The organism is Haladaptatus sp. DYSN1 (assembly GCF_029489995.1).
GTDB lineage: Archaea > Halobacteriota > Halobacteria > Halobacteriales > Halococcaceae > QDMS2.
Genome location: NZ_CP120471.1, coordinates 180,342 through 197,418 on the forward strand (window position 1 = coordinate 180,342; position 17,077 = coordinate 197,418).

At 53.0% G+C, this 17,077-nt stretch carries 19 protein-coding genes and 2 pseudogenes; 16 read left to right on the top strand and 5 right to left on the bottom strand.

Going from position 1 to position 17,077, the window contains the following annotated elements; genetic code table 11:
• Positions 1-153: 153 nt before the first annotated feature.
• Entirely contained in the window at positions 154-606 is a 453-nt protein-coding gene (locus P0648_RS17115) for a hypothetical protein (RefSeq protein WP_277505897.1), read from the top strand.
• A gap of 21 nt (positions 607-627) precedes the next feature.
• Here the strand turns inward: P0648_RS17115 and P0648_RS17120 are convergent, their stop codons facing one another.
• A complete protein-coding gene (locus P0648_RS17120; protein ID WP_277505898.1) occupies positions 628-1,656 on the bottom strand; it encodes a hypothetical protein in 1,029 nt (342 codons plus the stop codon).
• Between the two features lie 139 nt (positions 1,657-1,795).
• Between P0648_RS17120 and P0648_RS17125 the strand changes: the two genes are divergently transcribed.
• From P0648_RS17125 to P0648_RS17155, 7 genes are all read left to right on the top strand, one after another.
• The gene (locus P0648_RS17125) at positions 1,796-2,287 is read left to right on the top strand and encodes a hypothetical protein (RefSeq protein WP_277505899.1); all 492 of its coding nucleotides are present in this window, start codon (positions 1,796-1,798) and stop codon (positions 2,285-2,287) included.
• A 3-nt stretch (positions 2,288-2,290) separates the two neighbouring features.
• The gene (locus tag P0648_RS17130) at positions 2,291-2,656 is read left to right on the top strand and encodes a hypothetical protein (protein WP_277505900.1); all 366 of its coding nucleotides are present in this window, start codon (positions 2,291-2,293) and stop codon (positions 2,654-2,656) included.
• A 74-nt stretch (positions 2,657-2,730) separates the two neighbouring features.
• Positions 2,731-3,126 (top strand): hypothetical protein, encoded by a 396-nt coding sequence (locus P0648_RS17135; RefSeq protein ID WP_277505901.1) that lies wholly within the window; start codon positions 2,731-2,733, stop codon positions 3,124-3,126.
• Positions 3,127-3,203: 77 nt separating this feature from the next.
• Complete coding sequence (locus P0648_RS17140; RefSeq protein ID WP_277505902.1) at positions 3,204-3,608, top strand: DUF6166 domain-containing protein; 405 nt, start codon at positions 3,204-3,206, stop codon at positions 3,606-3,608.
• Between the two features lie 17 nt (positions 3,609-3,625).
• A complete protein-coding gene (locus tag P0648_RS17145) occupies positions 3,626-3,904 on the top strand; it encodes a hypothetical protein (RefSeq protein WP_277505903.1) in 279 nt (92 codons plus the stop codon).
• 49 nt (positions 3,905-3,953) lie between these two features.
• Entirely contained in the window at positions 3,954-4,172 is a 219-nt protein-coding gene (locus P0648_RS17150) for a hypothetical protein (protein ID WP_277505904.1), read from the top strand.
• Between the two features lie 71 nt (positions 4,173-4,243).
• On the top strand, positions 4,244-4,969 hold the full coding sequence (locus P0648_RS17155; protein ID WP_277505905.1) for a DUF6166 domain-containing protein: 726 nt from the start codon (positions 4,244-4,246) through the stop codon (positions 4,967-4,969).
• 18 nt (positions 4,970-4,987) lie between these two features.
• Here the strand turns inward: P0648_RS17155 and P0648_RS17160 are convergent, their stop codons facing one another.
• Positions 4,988-5,368 carry a hypothetical protein gene (locus P0648_RS17160; RefSeq protein ID WP_277505906.1) on the bottom strand — a complete coding sequence of 127 codons (381 nt, stop codon included), beginning with the start codon at positions 5,366-5,368 and terminating at the stop codon, positions 4,988-4,990.
• A 225-nt stretch (positions 5,369-5,593) separates the two neighbouring features.
• Between P0648_RS17160 and P0648_RS17165 the strand changes: the two genes are divergently transcribed.
• The 3 genes and pseudogenes from P0648_RS17165 to P0648_RS17175 form a co-directional block, all read left to right on the top strand.
• Positions 5,594-6,352 (top strand): hypothetical protein, encoded by a 759-nt coding sequence (locus tag P0648_RS17165; RefSeq protein ID WP_277505907.1) that lies wholly within the window; start codon positions 5,594-5,596, stop codon positions 6,350-6,352.
• 1 nt (position 6,353) lies between these two features.
• A complete protein-coding gene (locus P0648_RS17170; protein ID WP_277505908.1) occupies positions 6,354-6,989 on the top strand; it encodes a hypothetical protein in 636 nt (211 codons plus the stop codon).
• A gap of 610 nt (positions 6,990-7,599) precedes the next feature.
• A pseudogene (locus P0648_RS17175) lies at positions 7,600-7,791 on the top strand (DUF6610 family protein); the annotation flags it as partial.
• Between the two features lie 75 nt (positions 7,792-7,866).
• Here P0648_RS17175 and P0648_RS17180 read toward each other — a convergent pair.
• On the bottom strand, positions 7,867-8,004 hold the full coding sequence (locus P0648_RS17180) for a hypothetical protein (RefSeq protein WP_277505909.1): 138 nt from the start codon (positions 8,002-8,004) through the stop codon (positions 7,867-7,869).
• A gap of 53 nt (positions 8,005-8,057) precedes the next feature.
• Between P0648_RS17180 and P0648_RS17185 the strand changes: the two genes are divergently transcribed.
• Both P0648_RS17185 and P0648_RS17190 read left to right on the top strand, forming a co-directional pair.
• A complete protein-coding gene (locus P0648_RS17185; RefSeq protein WP_277505910.1) occupies positions 8,058-9,323 on the top strand; it encodes a transposase in 1,266 nt (421 codons plus the stop codon).
• Between the two features lie 87 nt (positions 9,324-9,410).
• A pseudogene (locus tag P0648_RS17190) lies at positions 9,411-9,815 on the top strand (DUF6610 family protein); the annotation flags it as partial.
• Positions 9,816-10,585: 770 nt separating this feature from the next.
• On the opposite strand, the gene P0648_RS17195 reads toward P0648_RS17190, so the two are convergent.
• Positions 10,586-11,131 (bottom strand): hypothetical protein, encoded by a 546-nt coding sequence (locus tag P0648_RS17195; protein WP_277505911.1) that lies wholly within the window; start codon positions 11,129-11,131, stop codon positions 10,586-10,588.
• A gap of 12 nt (positions 11,132-11,143) precedes the next feature.
• Positions 11,144-13,726 (bottom strand): hypothetical protein, encoded by a 2,583-nt coding sequence (locus tag P0648_RS17200; protein WP_277505912.1) that lies wholly within the window; start codon positions 13,724-13,726, stop codon positions 11,144-11,146.
• A gap of 434 nt (positions 13,727-14,160) precedes the next feature.
• On the opposite strand from P0648_RS17200, the gene P0648_RS17205 reads away from it, so the two are divergent.
• The 3 genes from P0648_RS17205 (at position 14,161) to P0648_RS17215 (ending at position 16,946) form a co-directional block, all read left to right on the top strand.
• Positions 14,161-14,604 (top strand): hypothetical protein, encoded by a 444-nt coding sequence (locus tag P0648_RS17205; RefSeq protein ID WP_277505913.1) that lies wholly within the window; start codon positions 14,161-14,163, stop codon positions 14,602-14,604.
• Between the two features lie 1,019 nt (positions 14,605-15,623).
• On the top strand, positions 15,624-15,929 hold the full coding sequence (locus P0648_RS17210; protein ID WP_277506064.1) for a hypothetical protein: 306 nt from the start codon (positions 15,624-15,626) through the stop codon (positions 15,927-15,929).
• 87 nt (positions 15,930-16,016) lie between these two features.
• Positions 16,017-16,946, top strand: coding sequence for an ArdC-like ssDNA-binding domain-containing protein (locus tag P0648_RS17215; RefSeq protein WP_277505914.1), 930 nt, complete (start codon positions 16,017-16,019; stop codon positions 16,944-16,946).
• The last annotated feature ends 131 nt before the right edge of the window (positions 16,947-17,077 follow it).

A 17,077-nucleotide genomic window follows, 5' to 3' on the forward strand; every position in this document is an offset into this window, starting at 1 on the left:
ATCACCGTCGAGGGGGTGACTGGAGCGGAACAAAACGACGCCTAGCGAGCGTGTATTCTTGCAAAGTTTTTCGAGCGCCGGCAAGGGGCGCCGGCGCATCACGTAGTGACGCAGTGTGCAGTCGCGTGCGTCGGCAGACGAAGGTGAAAACCGATGCACATGGTCATTTACACACTGGTAGAGGCATCGACACACAACGACGCGTTGGCCACTGGGAAGACGGTGTTCGACCGACTAGTGGGCGCAGACCCACATTCATCCGCCGTGTTCGACTACTACGTGACCTTCGACGAGGAGGACACGACGGTTGCGGGCAAGGCTCGATGGGGCGATTTGCCGGCCGCAGCCCCCGTTGGCTCGGACGATGGGCAGGACCTACTCGACCAAGGGTGGGAAGCGACGAAAGAAGAGTTTGAGCGCAATCTCGAACGAGTGAAGGAAGCCATCGACGAACTCTCCGACGAGGAAATCATGCGCGATGAGGATCTCGCTCGGCATGCATTCCACCAGGTCGGCGCGTACGACTCAGACACGTTCACCGTCGACTTCGAGGCCGACTACGAGTCTGGAGATCTGACAATCACCGTCGAGCGAACCCTAGGATGATGTCGTTTTGGGAATAACCTGTTACGCACGGAAACTCCACTCACCGCGACCCGTTGCGCCCGCGTAGTGCTGGTCAGTATCTAGAAAGCGGTCCTGCTTCCACTGGAAACTCGTCCGGTAGTCGTACGCGAGCGCTCCCTTTGTGCGAAAGCCCCCACAACCAGTGAGTGCGCTACGAGCGCGGGGACTCGCTGGCGTAACCTCAATCTCGAACGTACTCCGCGTGGTATCCGACACGTTCGCGACTTGAACGCCGTTCTTCGTGTGTGGGTTCGGATAGACGGTGTGCATGCGTTGGTCGTCCGGGAGATCGGTCTCTCGGACGGCTTCTTCGACAGCATAGCCCTCATTCGCAGCCGCGTGCAATTTCGTCCGGAGGCGCACGAACAGGCCAGCATCCTGCTGGGTGACCGATGCCTCCGACCGAGCGGCGTATGTCTCCCCAGTCGGGAGGCGGCCGACGAGGTGTGTGGCGCCAGCATACTGGAACGCATCGTCCGTGGACGATTCAGGAACGAACGTGTCGCAGTCGGGGAGACGGCCCACGAGTGCCCACCCGACCGGATCGAGCACTGGGTCGTCCCAGCCCCCCTCGTCGATGAACGTATACGTCCCGATCGTATCGCCAACGGGAACCGCCACAACCACCGAAACAGGTCGCGCTCGGACCATCTCTACACCAAACGAGTAGCCTGCCGCGACGCTCTCAAGGACACCACGAATGGCGGCCGTCGCACCGCCGCCAGCAACTGCAACCGGTGTTCCAGCGCGGATAGCCCGTGTCAGTGTCGTCCGGTCAGCAGTCGCGGTCGCTAACACGAGGTCCGCGTCGTCTAGCGAGTCGGTCGTCCGTGACGGCGTCGGGAGGTCACTGCGGTCTCCCGTAAGGTACACCACCTCATCGGAGAGTGCCTGGCTCGTGTCCTGGGAGAGTCCGGTCCCGGGGTTTACGTCCGGGCGACTGCTCCCAAGCCCGATACAACCGGTCCCAACAACGAGACCGACGGTGCTTGCAGTTGTGAGAAAGTGGCGGCGACGACAGGAGGGCATACGACAGACAAATGCAGGCAGTAGAATAAGTCTCCTGATACGCCATATCTCCGAATTGGAGCAATGTCCTGTAGTTTATGTGCGCCGCTGAAGGGCGGCGCGCGTCGGGACCATCCCGACGAGTGCGAGAGTGGTTCAAATGCATATGGTCATTTACACGCTCGTAGAGGCATCGACGCGAGACGACGCAGCGGTCACCGGCAAAACGGTGTTCGACCGGCTAGTCGGAGCCGACCCGCACGCTGGCGCCGTATTTGACTACTACGTCACGTTCGATGAAGATGAGACGACGGTCGCTGGCCCTGCCCGCTGGGGCGATCTCCCCGTGGCTGCCCCCGTGGAATCAGCCGAGGGGGAGGAGCTACTGGAACGCGGCTGGGAGGCGACCGAAAACGAGTTCCAGCGGAACCTCAACCGGGTGAAGGAAGCGCTTGACGGACTCAGTGATGAAGAGATCATGCGCGATGAGGACCTCGCTCGGCACGCGTTCCATCAAGTCGGCGCGTACGACGGTCCGTCGGTGTTCCTGTACGATCAGCACGCGACCGGCATCCGGCATCGTGAGCACCTGGATCGAATCCTCGAAGAGAGTGAAGACCTCTGGGTCGTCCCTGCCGACGTCCACTTCTAACCGATGCCCCGAATCACCAACTGGACACGGGAAAGTCGAACGCCGTCGTTCGCGTATCGAAACACCGAGACTGAAGCCCGAGCCGTTCTCCATCGTGCACCCGGATCGTATCGGTACACGTGGCGGGCAGCAATCCTTGTCGACGGCTACCCGGTCTGGTCACGTGGCTTCGAAACCAAGCAGGCGACAGTCTTTCGGGACGCTCTTCGAGACAGACCACTCCCCGAGTTGAGCTGCCCTGAGTGCCCGAACGACGACGTTCTCGTCGGTGAGAAGGCAGCTGACGGGGCGAAGGTACAGCGCTGGTTCGACTGTCCCGATTGTGGCTACGAAGCTCGCTCGAAGATCGTCTACGGCGCTGAGCGCTGAGTCACAAGACGCCCAGCGGTAGCGTTTTTCTGGGGCAGGAGGGGTGGCCCGATTCACACGGGCCAGATCTACAGATGAGTCTGGACGTCATCAACCGTCACAGCGAAGCACTGTTCGAGTTCCTCTGGTGTCCCGTCTGCGGGCACGAGGTGTTCAGCTACATCCCCTTCGAGGGCGTGTTCTGCAAGAACTGCAATACACAGGTGGAACTCCAAGAGTCGCAAGAGGATCGTGGCTACGAGGAGGCCGTGCTCGCCTGCTTCGATACTGCCACGACCTGGAATCTCCACGTCGACGAGAAACTGCGCCGCGGCCTGCCTGATGGGTCGGCGCGGGTGAAGATCTTCGGCGCACCGGGCGCTTACAAGGTCGACTGGTGGAGTCCGGAACCTAGCGAGGATTGGGAACCTGTCGAGCGCGGTGAGTTCGACGACATCGAAGAACCTGCTGAGGTGTCTCACTTGGCGTAAGGAGAGGGTTCGTTGGGTAGTTTTTCACCCCCTGAGGGGTGCGGGGGTGTTCGAACGAGCACCCCGCGAACAGAACTATGAGTTGGACAAGTGATTCACAGTCATCCGGAGCGTCACACACTTCGGATGAGACCGGCGTCGTCTACGTCGGCTACCGACAGCGAGGCCGCGCAATCGTCGAAAAGTATCCTGGCCGCGAACCGCTGACCCCAGATCGGAGTCTCAAGCTGGCGGACCACAGTCCCTCGGGCTTCGAATGGGGGTACAGGGGGAGTGGCCCAGCGCAACTCGCGCTCGCCCTCCTGCTCGATTACACCGACGACGAGGACGTCGCACTGGCGGAGTACATGGCGTTCAAGGACGAAGTAGTGAGCCGATTGGAGTGTAGTGGTCCCAAACAGCGCTGGCGACTCACAGGACACGAGATAGATTCGGCCCTTCGTGAGACAGTCGATGAGCCAGTCGCACCGTCCGTCAACTAACAGTCAGAGAGCAATCCATGCCAGAACCCACCCAGCAGTCCCGTACGAACGCAGAATCGACCGAGAACAGCGAGCGAAAGGCAGCAACTGAGTACGTCGAGCGAAGCGATGTCGGGGTCTCCCTCACCGTGAAGCTCAAGCGCGGAACTGGTACCAGGGATCAGGATGAGGTGATCGCGAAAGCGAAAGGCAAGACGCTCGAGGATGCCCGAGAGGACATGGAATCCCTTCGGGGATACATCCACAACCTCGCCGAAGACGCCCGCCAGATCCAACCGGGGGAAGACGACGAGTAGCGGGCAGGTGCGGTCTATTTCGCCTCTGAAAAAGCGGAGGCGATCATCAGTGAGCAACTCAGAAGAGCAAGAACGAAATTCGAACGAACTGTCGCCAGCACAGCGACTCGAACCGCCAAACTCGCGCCTCATCAACGCAGGGATCGTGACGATTCACGATATGGAGACGCTGCGAGCGTGTGTCGCCTACGAGAACGCAAATCAACAGCGTGTCCGGATTCTTCGCCAGCTCAAACAGCAGGCCGACGAAATCCGTTCAACAGACTGAATCACTGCTCGTGGAGGCTGTTTTTCACCCCCGGTAGGGGTGCGGGGGGTTCGACCTCCCGCGTTCGACACATGAAGACGGATTCTACCGACGATCCCAGAACAGACGTACAGACTGCGAGCGACCCTTGCCAGACGAACAGAGACCACGTCGAGTATGTGGGGATGCACGTCGACGACAGACCGGTCGTACTCAACCTCACCGAACACGAGCGACTCGCCCCCGATCGAAGCCTCGATCTCATACGACAGAGTAGGCCGGAATTCGAGTGGGGTGACGCTGGCAGCGGTTCGGCACAGCTCGCCTGTGGACTCCTCCTCGATTACACCGTCGACGAAGCCGTCGCCTCCCAGCACTACATCCAGTTTCGCGATGACGTGGTGAGCCAACTGGAGTGCACTGGACCAGCCAATTGCTGGCATCTCACCGGCGACGATATCGAGGCCGCACTCGCGGGCGTCACCAAGCACGAAGCACTCACGCCGGATGGTGGAACGCCAACCCCGCCACTTCCAGTAAACTGGAGTGCCGTGAGTCGGTCAGAACGGACAGTCTTCCAGCGGCGAGACATCGACCACTACGTCGTCCTCGGTGAAGGGACCGAGGAGTGGCTGCTCCTGCTCTGTGCGCAGGGCGACCGTGCGTATCCCGCCCCACTCGACATACGTACCGTTCCGATTGAGGAGGATCCTGCTCCCGCCGTGCGGGAACTCGTTGCCGAGAGCAACGACCTCGTCGAGCCGGAGGAAAAGAGTATTTTCGAAATATTAACATCAAGAGCATTCAGGGAATCATAACTCACTCAGAGACGATGATTAATAAGCCGAGAAACTGATATCGACATTCCCTTCATAAATATTCACGACAAGAATACAATCACACATTGTAACCTCCTCAGAACCGTTGGGACTTTCGTCGGTAGTTACAGATACATTATATTTCTTGTCTAACTCTAGGTCGGTTTCAAACACCTCCATCTGATCCGGTTCAAGTGTTATTTGTTTCTCGAAAACTATATTATTTTTAGTGGAATCAACCTCCGTTATAGAAAGAGATATTGTGAGAAATTTCTCAGACTTGTTATATAATTCCAACCGTTTGTATGCTTCTACGTCTGATGATTCGAACATAGAGAGGCATCCTGACCATGCTGTAAGAATGCCTGTGGAGATCCCGAGTAATGCACGTCGATTCATGAGCTTTAAGGAAAGTTAGGTTTGGTATGATAAATATTTTCTGCAAATATTGTTGTCGAAAATATCCCTCCACACATGCTTGAATTGGCTGCAGTATTCTCTCAAATCCCACATATTCGGATATTATTTATGTATGTAATTTTGTAGCCACTCTATTTATTTCCGAACCCTATATGATAAATAACCAAAGTTTTAATTGTTATTACCATAAATTAATTATTCGTTATGGATGATAAATTAAGAAGAACAGTTCTTAAAGGATTAGGAATCACCGTTGGTGGGAGCCTTCTCAGTAATGTATCATTGGCATATGAGCGGGGAGTTAACAAAGACATCATCACCAACGATATGTATTTTATCCAGCTTGTAATGAGAGCAAAGACAAAAAATTATCAAGGGACATATACTGCAGTATGCACAGAATGGCCTTCTTTCCAACCACTGAATAATCAAATACATAATTCTCAAGATATTATTATTTCTGCATATAACCCAGATTCTCAAGATCTACTTAACTCAAGAATGTTAGTCAACTCTCAAGAAAGAATAGAAACAATCAGTGAAAAAAGACAGCTAAACAATCTTCCTGTAATTCCGTCCGATAATAATTTTGATATTCAACTAGCAGATATCGAAACCCCACCTGTAAATTTAGAAATTAATAAAGAAGAAGTTAGCTTCGAATTTGGTAGTCAGTCTAAAAAAGTTAAGGTAGATCGGCCAGCTCAAATAACCCATGATAGTATGGATATTGATGTCCAATTGAAAAATCACGGGTTGAAAAGAATAATTGCACACCCCTCGCAAACGCTAATTCCGAAGAACGAGACTTCCACAGGTGCATTGAACATTATTAAACAAAATATGAACAACTCGTCTAACTCCAATTCAATCGCAGGTAATTCGCCAACTGAGACAATCCACATTACGGAATATCCTAATGAGCAGATTTATGGAATTTCTGTAACCCGTGGAGGTAAATAATATGGTGACAACTGTACTCGTCTTACCAACCCAGCGATACAAAAACGATGGCTATTCAAGTAATAATCTTGCAAGTGCAGCCAGTTACATCCAAGATAATTGGAATGATTACATAGAGACAAGTAGTGGAACGTATAGGATGAACGCCACTTCGGATTATTCCTCTACAGTTGACATAGGATCTCCGTCATCTGTAGACGAGGCGCTAACGGCATCACAGGAGGAAGTTGCATCTTCGTATCCATCCGTTTTGTCAAATTATGATGCAATATTAGTTGAGGATTCGAGAAATTATGCAGGCAACACAGCTGGCAAAGCATCTGGTGTCGGGGGACCAACTGTTGCAGATGATGATTATTATAAACTTTGTGCGGGTAGTACTTTGAAAGACAGATGTGTGGCATATTGTTCGTACACTTTATCGAACCATTTAGAAACACATGAAGTTGGACACTTATATGGCGGAAGACATAGACGCCACGAGATATGGGGTGTGTTTGAACATACAGTAATGGGCAACTCAGGAAATCCTACTTGTTCTGGAGGTGATAGTACAGACAGAACTCGCCGAGGTGATTTCAACGGTTGTTCAGTCGATGATATCAGGTACTATATGGATTACTGGGGGATATACTAATACATATCTTGTTCCGTATCTGAATTATCCTGATTCTCATATTTCTGACATTGAGGGTCGGTTTGATGACATTCAATTAATGGACCAAACGATATAGTCTTAAAATTGAAAAATGATGATGCTGTAACTATTAAAAAAAACATCAGAAAATTTTTGTCTGAGGTTTTCTATCCTCTTGGAAATTATTGACACAGAACTTGTCGACTTGGGCAGGTATCATCTTAGCCAAATGAATATGGCGTTTCTCTGCTTCTGCAGGTAAACCCAATATACGGTTCGGGTTCAAAGTAATCGAACCACAGTATCTCTGCAAGCAGCGTTTTCCTCAGTCACGCAATGGGCACCGATAAAATGGTTCCGTATTCAAGGTTCACAACAGCCTATCCAGAACCGACAATCGGGTTAGAGAACCCTCTTAACCGACTCATTCTGGACGGGCCACCTTGGTTTCGAGTTGCAAAGTCGACTCGATTTAACGTAGAAGATATCTCCCAGACGGCGTCTACGCAAAGAAGCTTAATCTGAAGCTCATAGTCGGCGTTGGCTTCACAGCAGCACGTACAATGCTTCAAATTACACGGGTTCAACCATCGCTGACCTCCTGCTCTCCGATGAAATCATTCTCGGCTACTCCCGGGGCTACGCTGATCGGTTAGCCCACGAGTTCTCCGAGCCGACCGACTGGCGTGGCCGACGCGTCCACATCCTCGGTGGGAGCCCGCCGAAACAGCTTGACGTCATTCAGCAGTTGACCCGACCGACGCTCACGAATGACCCACCCGCAGATATCGTCGGCGTTGACATATTATCAAACGCATGCCCCCGCCTTCAGGTGGGGGTCGAGCGACCACTAGACGCGACAATCCACCGACGACACTCACTCCGGGGTCTGTTCCAGAACGCGCTTCTCGCCTTCGAGGAGCAACCCCTTCCACGTGAGACCCTGGTGCTTCTTCAGTTCCTTCAACCGTTCGTACTGCCCCTCGTCGTCAAACTCGATTCGAATTGCAACCATGCAGTATCACATGAACGGAACATTTATGTGCGTTTTGGTGCAACACGTAGTTAATGAGGCGAACCAACACCTTTGTCGTTCAACCCCGCTCCGAACAGGACGCGGCGTTGCTCCACGACCTGTTGGACGCCTCAGCCAGCCTCTGGAACGAACTCACCTTCGAACGACGCCAGAACTACTTCGACGGCGAATCCGTCTGGGACACCGACGACTACCGCAAGCGGTACGTCGGCGTCCTCGGAAGTGCCACCGCTCAACAACTCATTCGCAAGAGCAAGAGCGCGTGGAAGTCGTTCTTCTCTCTCAAGGAGACGGGCGAACGCTGTTCCCCGCCCGGCTACTGGGGCAACGAAGACGACGGTCGAACACTCCGCACGTACATCCGCAACGACCAGTACACGCTGGAGATGGGTGACCGCTCACGCCTCGAAGTCCCAGTCGGGAAGGAACTCAAGGAGAAGTACGGCCTCGGCTACACCGAGCGCCTTCGTCTCGAAGTGGCGGGCGTTCCGAAGTGGGACGGCAAACAGGGTCAGTTAGAACTGTACTACGACGAGTCCTCGAACCAATTCAGGGCCTTACAGCCAGTCACCGTGGACGATTCTCGACTGGATTCACCACTGGCGGACGAAACCGCCGCGCTGGATATTGGTGCGAACAACCTCGTCGCCTGTACGACCACGACCGGCCAGCAGTACCTGTACCACGGACGCGACCTGTTCGACCAGTTCCGCGAGACGACGCGGGAGATTGCCCGGCTACAGTCGAAACTCCGCGAGGGACGCTACTCCTCGAACCGGATTCGACAGTTGTACCGTGGCCGGACACGACGGCGCGACCACGCACAAAACGCGCTGGTGCGCGACCTTCTCGAACGCCTGTACGAGGACGGGGTTTCGACGGTGTACGTCGGGGACTTAACCGACGTGCTGGAAACGCACTGGTCGGTTCGAACGAACGCCAAGACGCACAACTTCTGGGCGTTCCGGGCGTTCATCGACCGACTCGCGTGTACCGCCGAGGAGTACGGCATCGCGGTCGAAGCACGGTCGGAAGCGTGGACGACCCGAACGTGTCCGAATTGCGGTTCCACGACGGACACGGTTCGCCATCAAGACACGCTCACGTGTTCGTGCGGGTTCGAGGAGCATGCCGACCTCGTTGCAAGCGAGTCGTTCCTAAGGCGGCAGACAGACGCAGACATACCAAGGCCGATGGCACGGCCCGTGCGATTCGAGTGGGACAGCCACGAGTGGCTGGAGTCACCACGCTCTCCCCGTCCCAAAGAAGTGCGCACGAACCGGAGTATCCACGGATAGGAGAAAGTCGCTCACGTCGGGGGTGGCGCTAATGCCAGACCCCGAGCGCGAGGATTCCCGCGCCTTCAGGCGCGTGGAGGATGTCAATGGAACGGGCTCCATCGTGGCGCGCAGTTCGGAGAGTTCTGGACAGCTGCCGGATGGGACGACAGCGGCCGGGACGCTGACCACGTCACGGTTCGGAAGACCGTTCGTCACAGCCTTGGTCGACTCCGAGAATTCTGGCAGCAACACGGCGTCTGGCCAGATTCGACACCGCAAGATGCCGGTCTGGATGTAGGGTACGAAGGGCCATCACCGAGTGATCTCGACGGTGCTGCCTGTACTGGATGCGGGGCGAATGTCTGGCGAACCCGTCGTTGCCCCTTTGTCGCCGAGTATGATACGGGAGACGCCTGTGGCTACTGCAGTTACGACTGCTACTTCTCGCATCGCCATCGGAACAATCTTGAGGAAATAGCCGGACGACAGATGTCTCAGAATCGGTCTTGATGTTCCATTACCGCTGAAAAGACCAACAACAATTGCATTCGAGTTCGCTGGTTACGGCACAAAAGACGCCGCTTCAATACGAGTCGCGCTGTGGTTACCATCGTCTCGGGTATGGTCAAGCAGAATCTAGTTGCGTGGTTGTGCGTCAACGGCCTCGGGAGTAGGACACTGTTCCCGACAGAGTAAGTTACGATATGCTTAGGTATCGGTTCACGGCTTCATTACTGAGGTGGATCCGGGTTCGATTCCTCGTCAGTATCAGCGCTGAACCAGGCACTAATCGGGCGAATGATCCAGTACCAGAGCGGAGCGAGAATCAGGATATACACGCCAATCGTCGCGACCCAATCACGAACCCAATCGAGGAGCGGTCCTGGCCCTCCCGGAACTAGACTAACAGCGAGGGCACTGCCGACTAGAACGGCTCCAATGACAATCCCTAAAAAACCTCGTTTGAAGTTGGTTCCACCAGGAAATTGAGTCATAGAGATACCACAGTAATAATTGACTAACCTATTAATAGGTGTTGTTTGTTAAATTCATTAGAACAGTCTTATAGACCCGTGCTGCAGGCAGGATAATCACGAGTATCGGTGAAACTTACAACTATTACGTCAGTTCAGCACTCAATAGTAGTTGTATGATTAGTATACGGTTGAGACCCATTCGCCACTATCTGTATTATTATCAATCGAATAATTGGCCATTACAATAATAACTGATCTAATAATTTCTACCGCAAGAATAAATAGATGTAATCATCTGTAATTCTAAGCGACTGTACCTCCCCCTACAACGGCAATAGTGAGTACAACACCTAGATACCATAACGCGGCGGCCACAAGTATCCCAGCAGCAACAGTCGCACCCACATCCACGAGGATATCGTACTTATTCTCCCAGAGGTTCTCATCTAACTCTTCAAGGAGTGCATCAGCAAGTGCCCGGATATCTGCTAACGCAGGATTTCCATCTGCGTTCATGTCGCACGAGCTTACGCACACACCAGTTTCTTCTTGCCCCATCCAGAGGCAATAATTATTATTCGGTTTTTCCTCAATACCAATCCAGATAGCAAGATCGAATCCTATCGTGGCAGTGCTCGGATCAGTGGATAGTGGGTCTTCATATTGTCGTGAGAAGAGTGATCCCTGAACAGATTGAAGCGGTGGGGTTGACCCGTTTGCACATTGTCGAGTCCCAGTTGAGATAAAATCAGAGACTTCGTAACAGAATTCTTGTCGATCGAGATTAATACTGAACCCATCAACGTCGACTTTCGGGATGAACCCACACTTAGTGAATGTTAATGCCATTTTGATTACTCCTTAGGCGTCACTCTCGGGATACAATTTGTTTCCAAGCCGTACTGGCCGGTCGATAACGTTTCCTGGCCGTAGAACTTGCATGTCGATGCCACCATCGTGCCAGCGCCGTAGCTTATCTCCTGTTTCCCAATTCATGTCATATATACCGACCATAGCAGTCTGACTCAGTTGCAGTATCTCGTCCGGAGTGTCATCTGCTGAGGTGACTCCAGTGGCGAGATACAGATTATACCCTTCGTTTAGCGCAGTCGAAGTGAATGCGATCCGATCATAAGTCGGATCTTCAGCCATGTCAATTGCGAGGTCCCTCACAGATGCGTTCGGATAGGAATTCTCGCTTGCGAGGCGTGGGTATGCAGACTGAATATCCACGATAACTGAACTGTTGAGCGTTATCTTGACGAGGTCACCAGTGAACTCATAGGCGTCTATATCACCATTGACCGAACCCGTCGCAGTTCCCTCATTCACGCTATCATCATTTTCGGTAGATGAGAGAGGAGTAAGGTCACCGCTTACTGTGAACTCGTAGCCAGCGGCCGTACTTGGACTTGATCGAGTGTCAGTTACCGTAATCGTATGATTCGCCCAATCGACTTCGAGCTCAAGGTCGACGGCCGTGAAGCGGGTGAGGTCTCCAGAGAACTTAAATGAATCTTGCCCTCCATCGGCGACTCCGCCTGAAGCGACACCATTACCTACGCTCTCGCCGCCATCCGCTAACCTACCTTTAGTCACCTCACCGCTCACGGTAAATTCGTAGCTAACGGCACTACCGTCACCTGTATTGCCAGTGATCGTAACATCACTCGGTAAGCGACCAGCACCACCCATGTGGACGTAATCGATGTAGACGGTGCCGCCGGTCGCGAGATAAGCATCGTAGCCGATGCCGCCGCTCGACCAGGTCAGATCAGTAGCTGAAACACGCGCTATTTCTGTTGTGCTATCGTCATAGAGTGTTACTATGTGCCGACCATCACCTCGCCACTCGACTTCGATTTCGTACCAGCTGTCCTCCGACAGCGTATAACCGCTTGAATCCGAGGCTAATTGATATGTGGTTGCGTCCTCATAGCGAGATAGAATAAGGTCGTTGTTCACGACGTCGACTCGGATGTAGTAGCGGTTATCGTGGTCTTGGACACCGTACGAGAGGTTGATGTCTTCTGCCCCGTCCGTCGTCCGAATCCAATAGCTGAAGGTATTGCCTACTGCAGGATAGGCGTAAAGTCCCGTGGTACTGATCATTTCGGTGTTCGTGCCGTCGATCTCCAGTACTTTTGTCCCGCTAAAGACTGGACTCGTGACGACGCTCGCGCCCGAGGCTCCCTGGTTGAAGCTGTACTCGCTCAGATCGCCATCCTCGAAATCATCAACGATGTGAGTATTTTGTAGCCGATATGCTCCTTTGAAGTCGATATGGTCGATGTAGACGGTGCCGCCGGTCGCGAGGTAGGCATCGTAGCCGATCCCACCACTCAACCAGGTCACATCGACGGCCGAGACTCGTGCTACTTGATGCCGACTATTATCGTAGAGCGTAACCTTGTGATGGCCATTTTCTGCCCAAGCGACTTCGATTTCGTACCAGCTGTCCTCCGACAGCGTATAGCCGCTTGAATCCGAGGCTAACTGGTACGCGATCCCGCTCTCGTAGCGAGATAGAATAAGGTCGTTGTTCACGACGTCGACTCGGATGTAGTAGCGGTTATCGTGGTCTTGGACACCGTACGAGAGGTTGATGTCTTCTGCCCCGTCCGTCGTCCGAATCCAATAGCTGAATCTTTCACCCGCTTCGGGATACCGGCTTAGTCCCGTGGTACTGATCATTTCGGTGTTCGTGCCATCGATCTCCAGTACTTTTGTCCCGCTAAAGACTGGACTCGTGACGACGCTCGCGCCCGAAGCTCCCTGGTTGAAGCTGTACTCGCTCAGGTCGCCATCTTCAAACCCATCAATGGTACTATTAGCAGTAATACCATACGTATCAGATCCATCAATCGTTACGTAATCGATGTAGACGGTGCCGCCGGTCGCGAGATAAGCATCGTAGCCGATGCCGCCGCTCGACCAGGTCAGATCAGTAGCTGAAGTGGTAGCCGTCAATGACGTAGTATTATCAAAAAGAGTTACTCGGTGGCTCCCACCATTTTTCCATTCAACTTTGACCTCATACCATGCGTCCTCTGAGAGCGTGAATCCAGAAGTTTGCTCATCGAGCAGAGTCGAAGATCCGCTCTGATACCGATACAGTTTGAGGGTATCGTTAGCGAAGTCGATACTAACGAAATACCGGTTTTCGTGATTCTGTACCCCGTAGGATAGATTCATTTCATCAGCACCACCGGTCGCCCGTACCCAGCAGCGGAAGGTATCGCCTACTGCAGGATAATAGGTCAATCCAGCTGTACTGATCATTTCGGTGTTCGTGCCATCGATCTCCAGCGCTTCCGACCCGTGTTTCGTTGGACTCGTGACGACGCTCGCGCCCGAAGCTCCCTGGTTGAAGCTGTACTCGCTCAGGTCGCCATCCTCGAAATCATCAATGATCGTACCTCCCGTTTCAATAGATGTAGCCAAGACCGGTTGTGATGCAAGGGTGCTAACTCCTACACCTCCGAGCGCAAAACCAGTACCAATACCAATCGCTTGAAGAACCGAGCGCCGTTTCAGCGCTAGTTCATTTTTAGTTAGTTTCGATATTATTCATTTCCTTAAATTCATTCATACAATAATATTCAAAGGATATAAGTTTAGTTGATGATATGTTTCTGAATCAGTGTTTAACTTAGTAGTCCGTTAGAGAAGGACTAACGAAGTCTATTCTCCGCACTTCCACTGAATGTCAAATCCCAACGAGAATTTATGTAATTTTATTTGGCCATTATGTGGATGGAATATGTCGAGACCATCCGATTCTATTATCTCGAAAGCCACAAGACCGAAATAGACCGCTCAACATATCTCTATCCTCGAAGATGAAGCGATTCAACACGCTACGTGGCTATTGCGTTGTGACTGACACTGAGATCCAACTCGTCACGTCCCCGCTGCGACTCTTCCCACGCGCATACGAAGACAGTAAACCCTTCTTTGCGCTCCTCGTTGGACTGACCAGCCTTTTCACAATATGTCTTGTTTTCAATATATTTCGATCCGTCCTTCTTTTTGCGTTCGGCCTCGGAGCCGTGATGCTTCTCATCCAATATTCGAGGGTATTCACTAGTGAGTATCGGACAATAGATAAGACAATCTCAATGAAGGACGTCACAGCTGTCAAGTATATCGAGCGGAATGTACTCGTTGCTCCAGTGCTCGTTATTGTCTATTATGTAGATGGGGCGGTCAAGAACCGAACCGTCCAATTATCATTCACGTGGGTTTCAAAATCCGCAAAAGAGCGCGAAAAAGCGAAGGCGATATTCGAGGGCCACGGAATCGAAGTCAGAGGGTTCTAGCCTCGACGAGCGCGTGAAGACTCAGCGAGCAGTTTGGTACTGATGTCGCGTATAGAGATAATAGATAGCAACCGCCGCTGCCAGTGTTTTTGGGGGGGTAATAGGAGTACCGGATCCTGGTCATTTCGAAGACCGGGATTATTGTTGCAAGCGGGTCTGTGTACTGTGCAATTCCGAGCAGTCCTTAGAAGTATGGATTGGGTCTCCATCCAGTATCTGCCCGCCGGACGGCACGTAAATCGAGAAACAAGGCAATCGGAACAGTGGCGTTACAATAAATGCAAAGGGTCCAAGTGAGATCGTTAGTACCCACACAATGGCAAGAGGATATTGTAATACCTCTGGAAGCGTTGGGGAGACCTCTGCAATCTCGTCGAGAAACGGAATTACGAATAAATCAAGCGCTATCACGGGTTGCGCGGCGATTATTATCCACCACAACGAGATTCTCTCGGAAGACATGTTCATCACGTGGCTGTTGTTTCAGACACTCGCGCGTGTGTAGTACACTGTCCGGCGTCTTAGAGAAGGTTCTCCATCTTCCAGTGGGTACCACCGATATGGTTGGCTGCCTAGCAGAGTGAGGTCTCGCCAAAGACGCAGAGTCCACTTCCCTGCGTTGCCACGGTAAGATCTCGCGTCAAATTGGATAGCATACTGAGAACAGTGCGAAAGTGGCGCCGAACTGCATATCTTTGCTTGAAAACAGGTGAGAACGGCCAGTTACAAAGATCCATCTTCCGAAGTCAGGGAACTACATAATTTCGGAGGGTGGTAGTGTTACGTGTTTTCTGTTAAATCGTGACGAATCGGAAATAGGAACAGTCTGTCGATTCTGATTTTGAAATACTCAGAAAACCCTTCCAGATTTCCTCATCGTGATGAGTTCGAAAATCATGGGATTTGAGCATAGTCAGACCTAATCTACGTAAAAATAAGGCACGCAACAGAATCCAAACTCCGAAATTATGGGAATTACTGTTCCGCGTTGAGTTGCGAACGACGTCTCGGTCGATGAGATTCCAATCGATATTTCGAACACACAGTCCGGGGAAATCGATTCAGGTGATGTTCCTGCGGAGATCGAGTCCATCACTCGCGGACTGGCGAGTGAACAGCCGCCGACGAACCCACTCGTCGTTCTCAAAGCGGCTCGATGGTGGTACATTCACGGCAAAGGTGGGTCCGATCCCGCGTTCCGGTGGGCTATCGAGTGGGCGCGACACCTCGCGACAGACACGCCGAGCGACGTCGAACGGTTCGACGAGTATCTCGAATATCTCGTTATAGTCGGGTTCGCGGACGAACCACACGAACTCCGGTAACTCTCAACGGGAGCTGTTTTTCGCGCCCTGAAGGGTGCGGCGCGGACTGAATTGAAGCGATCGAAGTAAGGCGAATCTCAGAACATCATGGCTACGACTAGTGACTCGTCGACCTCCTTCGAGGAGACCGACACACGAACAGACGAGATGCACAGTACGATTGAAGCATGGATCGACGAACTCGTTGGCGACGTTGATGCGGCGCAGGCCAGCGAAGAGTTCCAAGAGTGGCTCGACGTCCAGAGTCGGTTCCACGACTACTCCCATCGCAACACGCTGCTCATCAAACTCCAGTGTCCCGAGGCGACGAAGGTCGCTGGCTTCAACACCTGGCGGAATGAGTTCGACCGGCACGTCCAGGAAGGCGAGTCAGCCATCTGGATCTGGGCACCGATCATCACGAAACAGTGCCCGGAGTGCGAGAATTCGCCGAGCTACCACGAGAACACTGACTGTGACTACGACGAGACGCCGCCCGAGGAGTGGTCGAAGGGACTCGTTGGATTCAGACCCGCACCCGTGTTCGACATCTCCCAGACGGACGGTGAGCCGCTTCCCGAACTGGAGACAGCGGCGATGGGCGACGCTGAGGGCCTCGTACCCGCACTCACAGTGGCAGCGGATGAGCTCGGCGTGACGGTTCGCATCGTCGACGCTGACCAGTGGGAGCACGGCGATGCAAAGGGCGTCTGCAAACAGCGGGATATCCATGATTTCACGCCGATCGTGGAGGCGAAAGCACGGACGAACCAAGCCGACCTCGCCGTCACGCTGATTCACGAGTTCGCGCACGCGCTGCTCCATTTCGACATCGACGACGAGGCCGAACGGTCGAAACGCGAAGTCGAGGCCGAAGCCGTCGCGTACGTCGTTGGGCGGTACTGCGGCCTCGACACCAGCGGCTCGGCGTTCTACCTGGCTGCCTGGGAGTCGGATGATCCCGAAGTGGTTCGGGAACGTCTCGGACGAATCAGTCGGACGGCAGAGGCGCTCATCGACGTGCTCGAAAACGGTTGAGTGAACCGATAATCAATCAGTTGCTAATCCGGTTGTACGTATATTTCAAATTCTCTCCAGAATTGGCGGGGGTCTTTCGGCCTTGGACTAGAACTACCGACAGGCTGTAACCCACTATAGTTTACTCTGGA

Excerpts from the sequence above, each read along its gene's own strand:
- P0648_RS17115 (WP_277505897.1), top strand. The coding sequence starts at position 154 with ATGCACATGGTCATTTACACACTGGTAGAGGCATCGACACACAACGAC.
- P0648_RS17120 (WP_277505898.1), bottom strand. The coding sequence starts at position 1,656 with ATGCCCTCCTGTCGTCGCCGCCACTTTCTCACAACTGCAAGCACCGTC.
- P0648_RS17125 (WP_277505899.1), top strand. The coding sequence starts at position 1,796 with ATGCATATGGTCATTTACACGCTCGTAGAGGCATCGACGCGAGACGAC.
- P0648_RS17130 (WP_277505900.1), top strand. The coding sequence starts at position 2,291 with ATGCCCCGAATCACCAACTGGACACGGGAAAGTCGAACGCCGTCGTTC.
- P0648_RS17135 (WP_277505901.1), top strand. The coding sequence starts at position 2,731 with ATGAGTCTGGACGTCATCAACCGTCACAGCGAAGCACTGTTCGAGTTC.
- P0648_RS17140 (WP_277505902.1), top strand. The coding sequence starts at position 3,204 with ATGAGTTGGACAAGTGATTCACAGTCATCCGGAGCGTCACACACTTCG.
- P0648_RS17145 (WP_277505903.1), top strand. The coding sequence starts at position 3,626 with ATGCCAGAACCCACCCAGCAGTCCCGTACGAACGCAGAATCGACCGAG.
- P0648_RS17155 (WP_277505905.1), top strand. The coding sequence starts at position 4,244 with ATGAAGACGGATTCTACCGACGATCCCAGAACAGACGTACAGACTGCG.
- P0648_RS17160 (WP_277505906.1), bottom strand. The coding sequence starts at position 5,368 with ATGAATCGACGTGCATTACTCGGGATCTCCACAGGCATTCTTACAGCA.
- P0648_RS17165 (WP_277505907.1), top strand. The coding sequence starts at position 5,594 with ATGGATGATAAATTAAGAAGAACAGTTCTTAAAGGATTAGGAATCACC.
- P0648_RS17170 (WP_277505908.1), top strand. The coding sequence starts at position 6,354 with ATGGTGACAACTGTACTCGTCTTACCAACCCAGCGATACAAAAACGAT.
- P0648_RS17180 (WP_277505909.1), bottom strand. The coding sequence starts at position 8,004 with ATGGTTGCAATTCGAATCGAGTTTGACGACGAGGGGCAGTACGAACGG.
- P0648_RS17185 (WP_277505910.1), top strand. The coding sequence starts at position 8,058 with ATGAGGCGAACCAACACCTTTGTCGTTCAACCCCGCTCCGAACAGGAC.
- P0648_RS17195 (WP_277505911.1), bottom strand. The coding sequence starts at position 11,131 with ATGGCATTAACATTCACTAAGTGTGGGTTCATCCCGAAAGTCGACGTT.
- P0648_RS17215 (WP_277505914.1), top strand. The coding sequence starts at position 16,017 with ATGGCTACGACTAGTGACTCGTCGACCTCCTTCGAGGAGACCGACACA.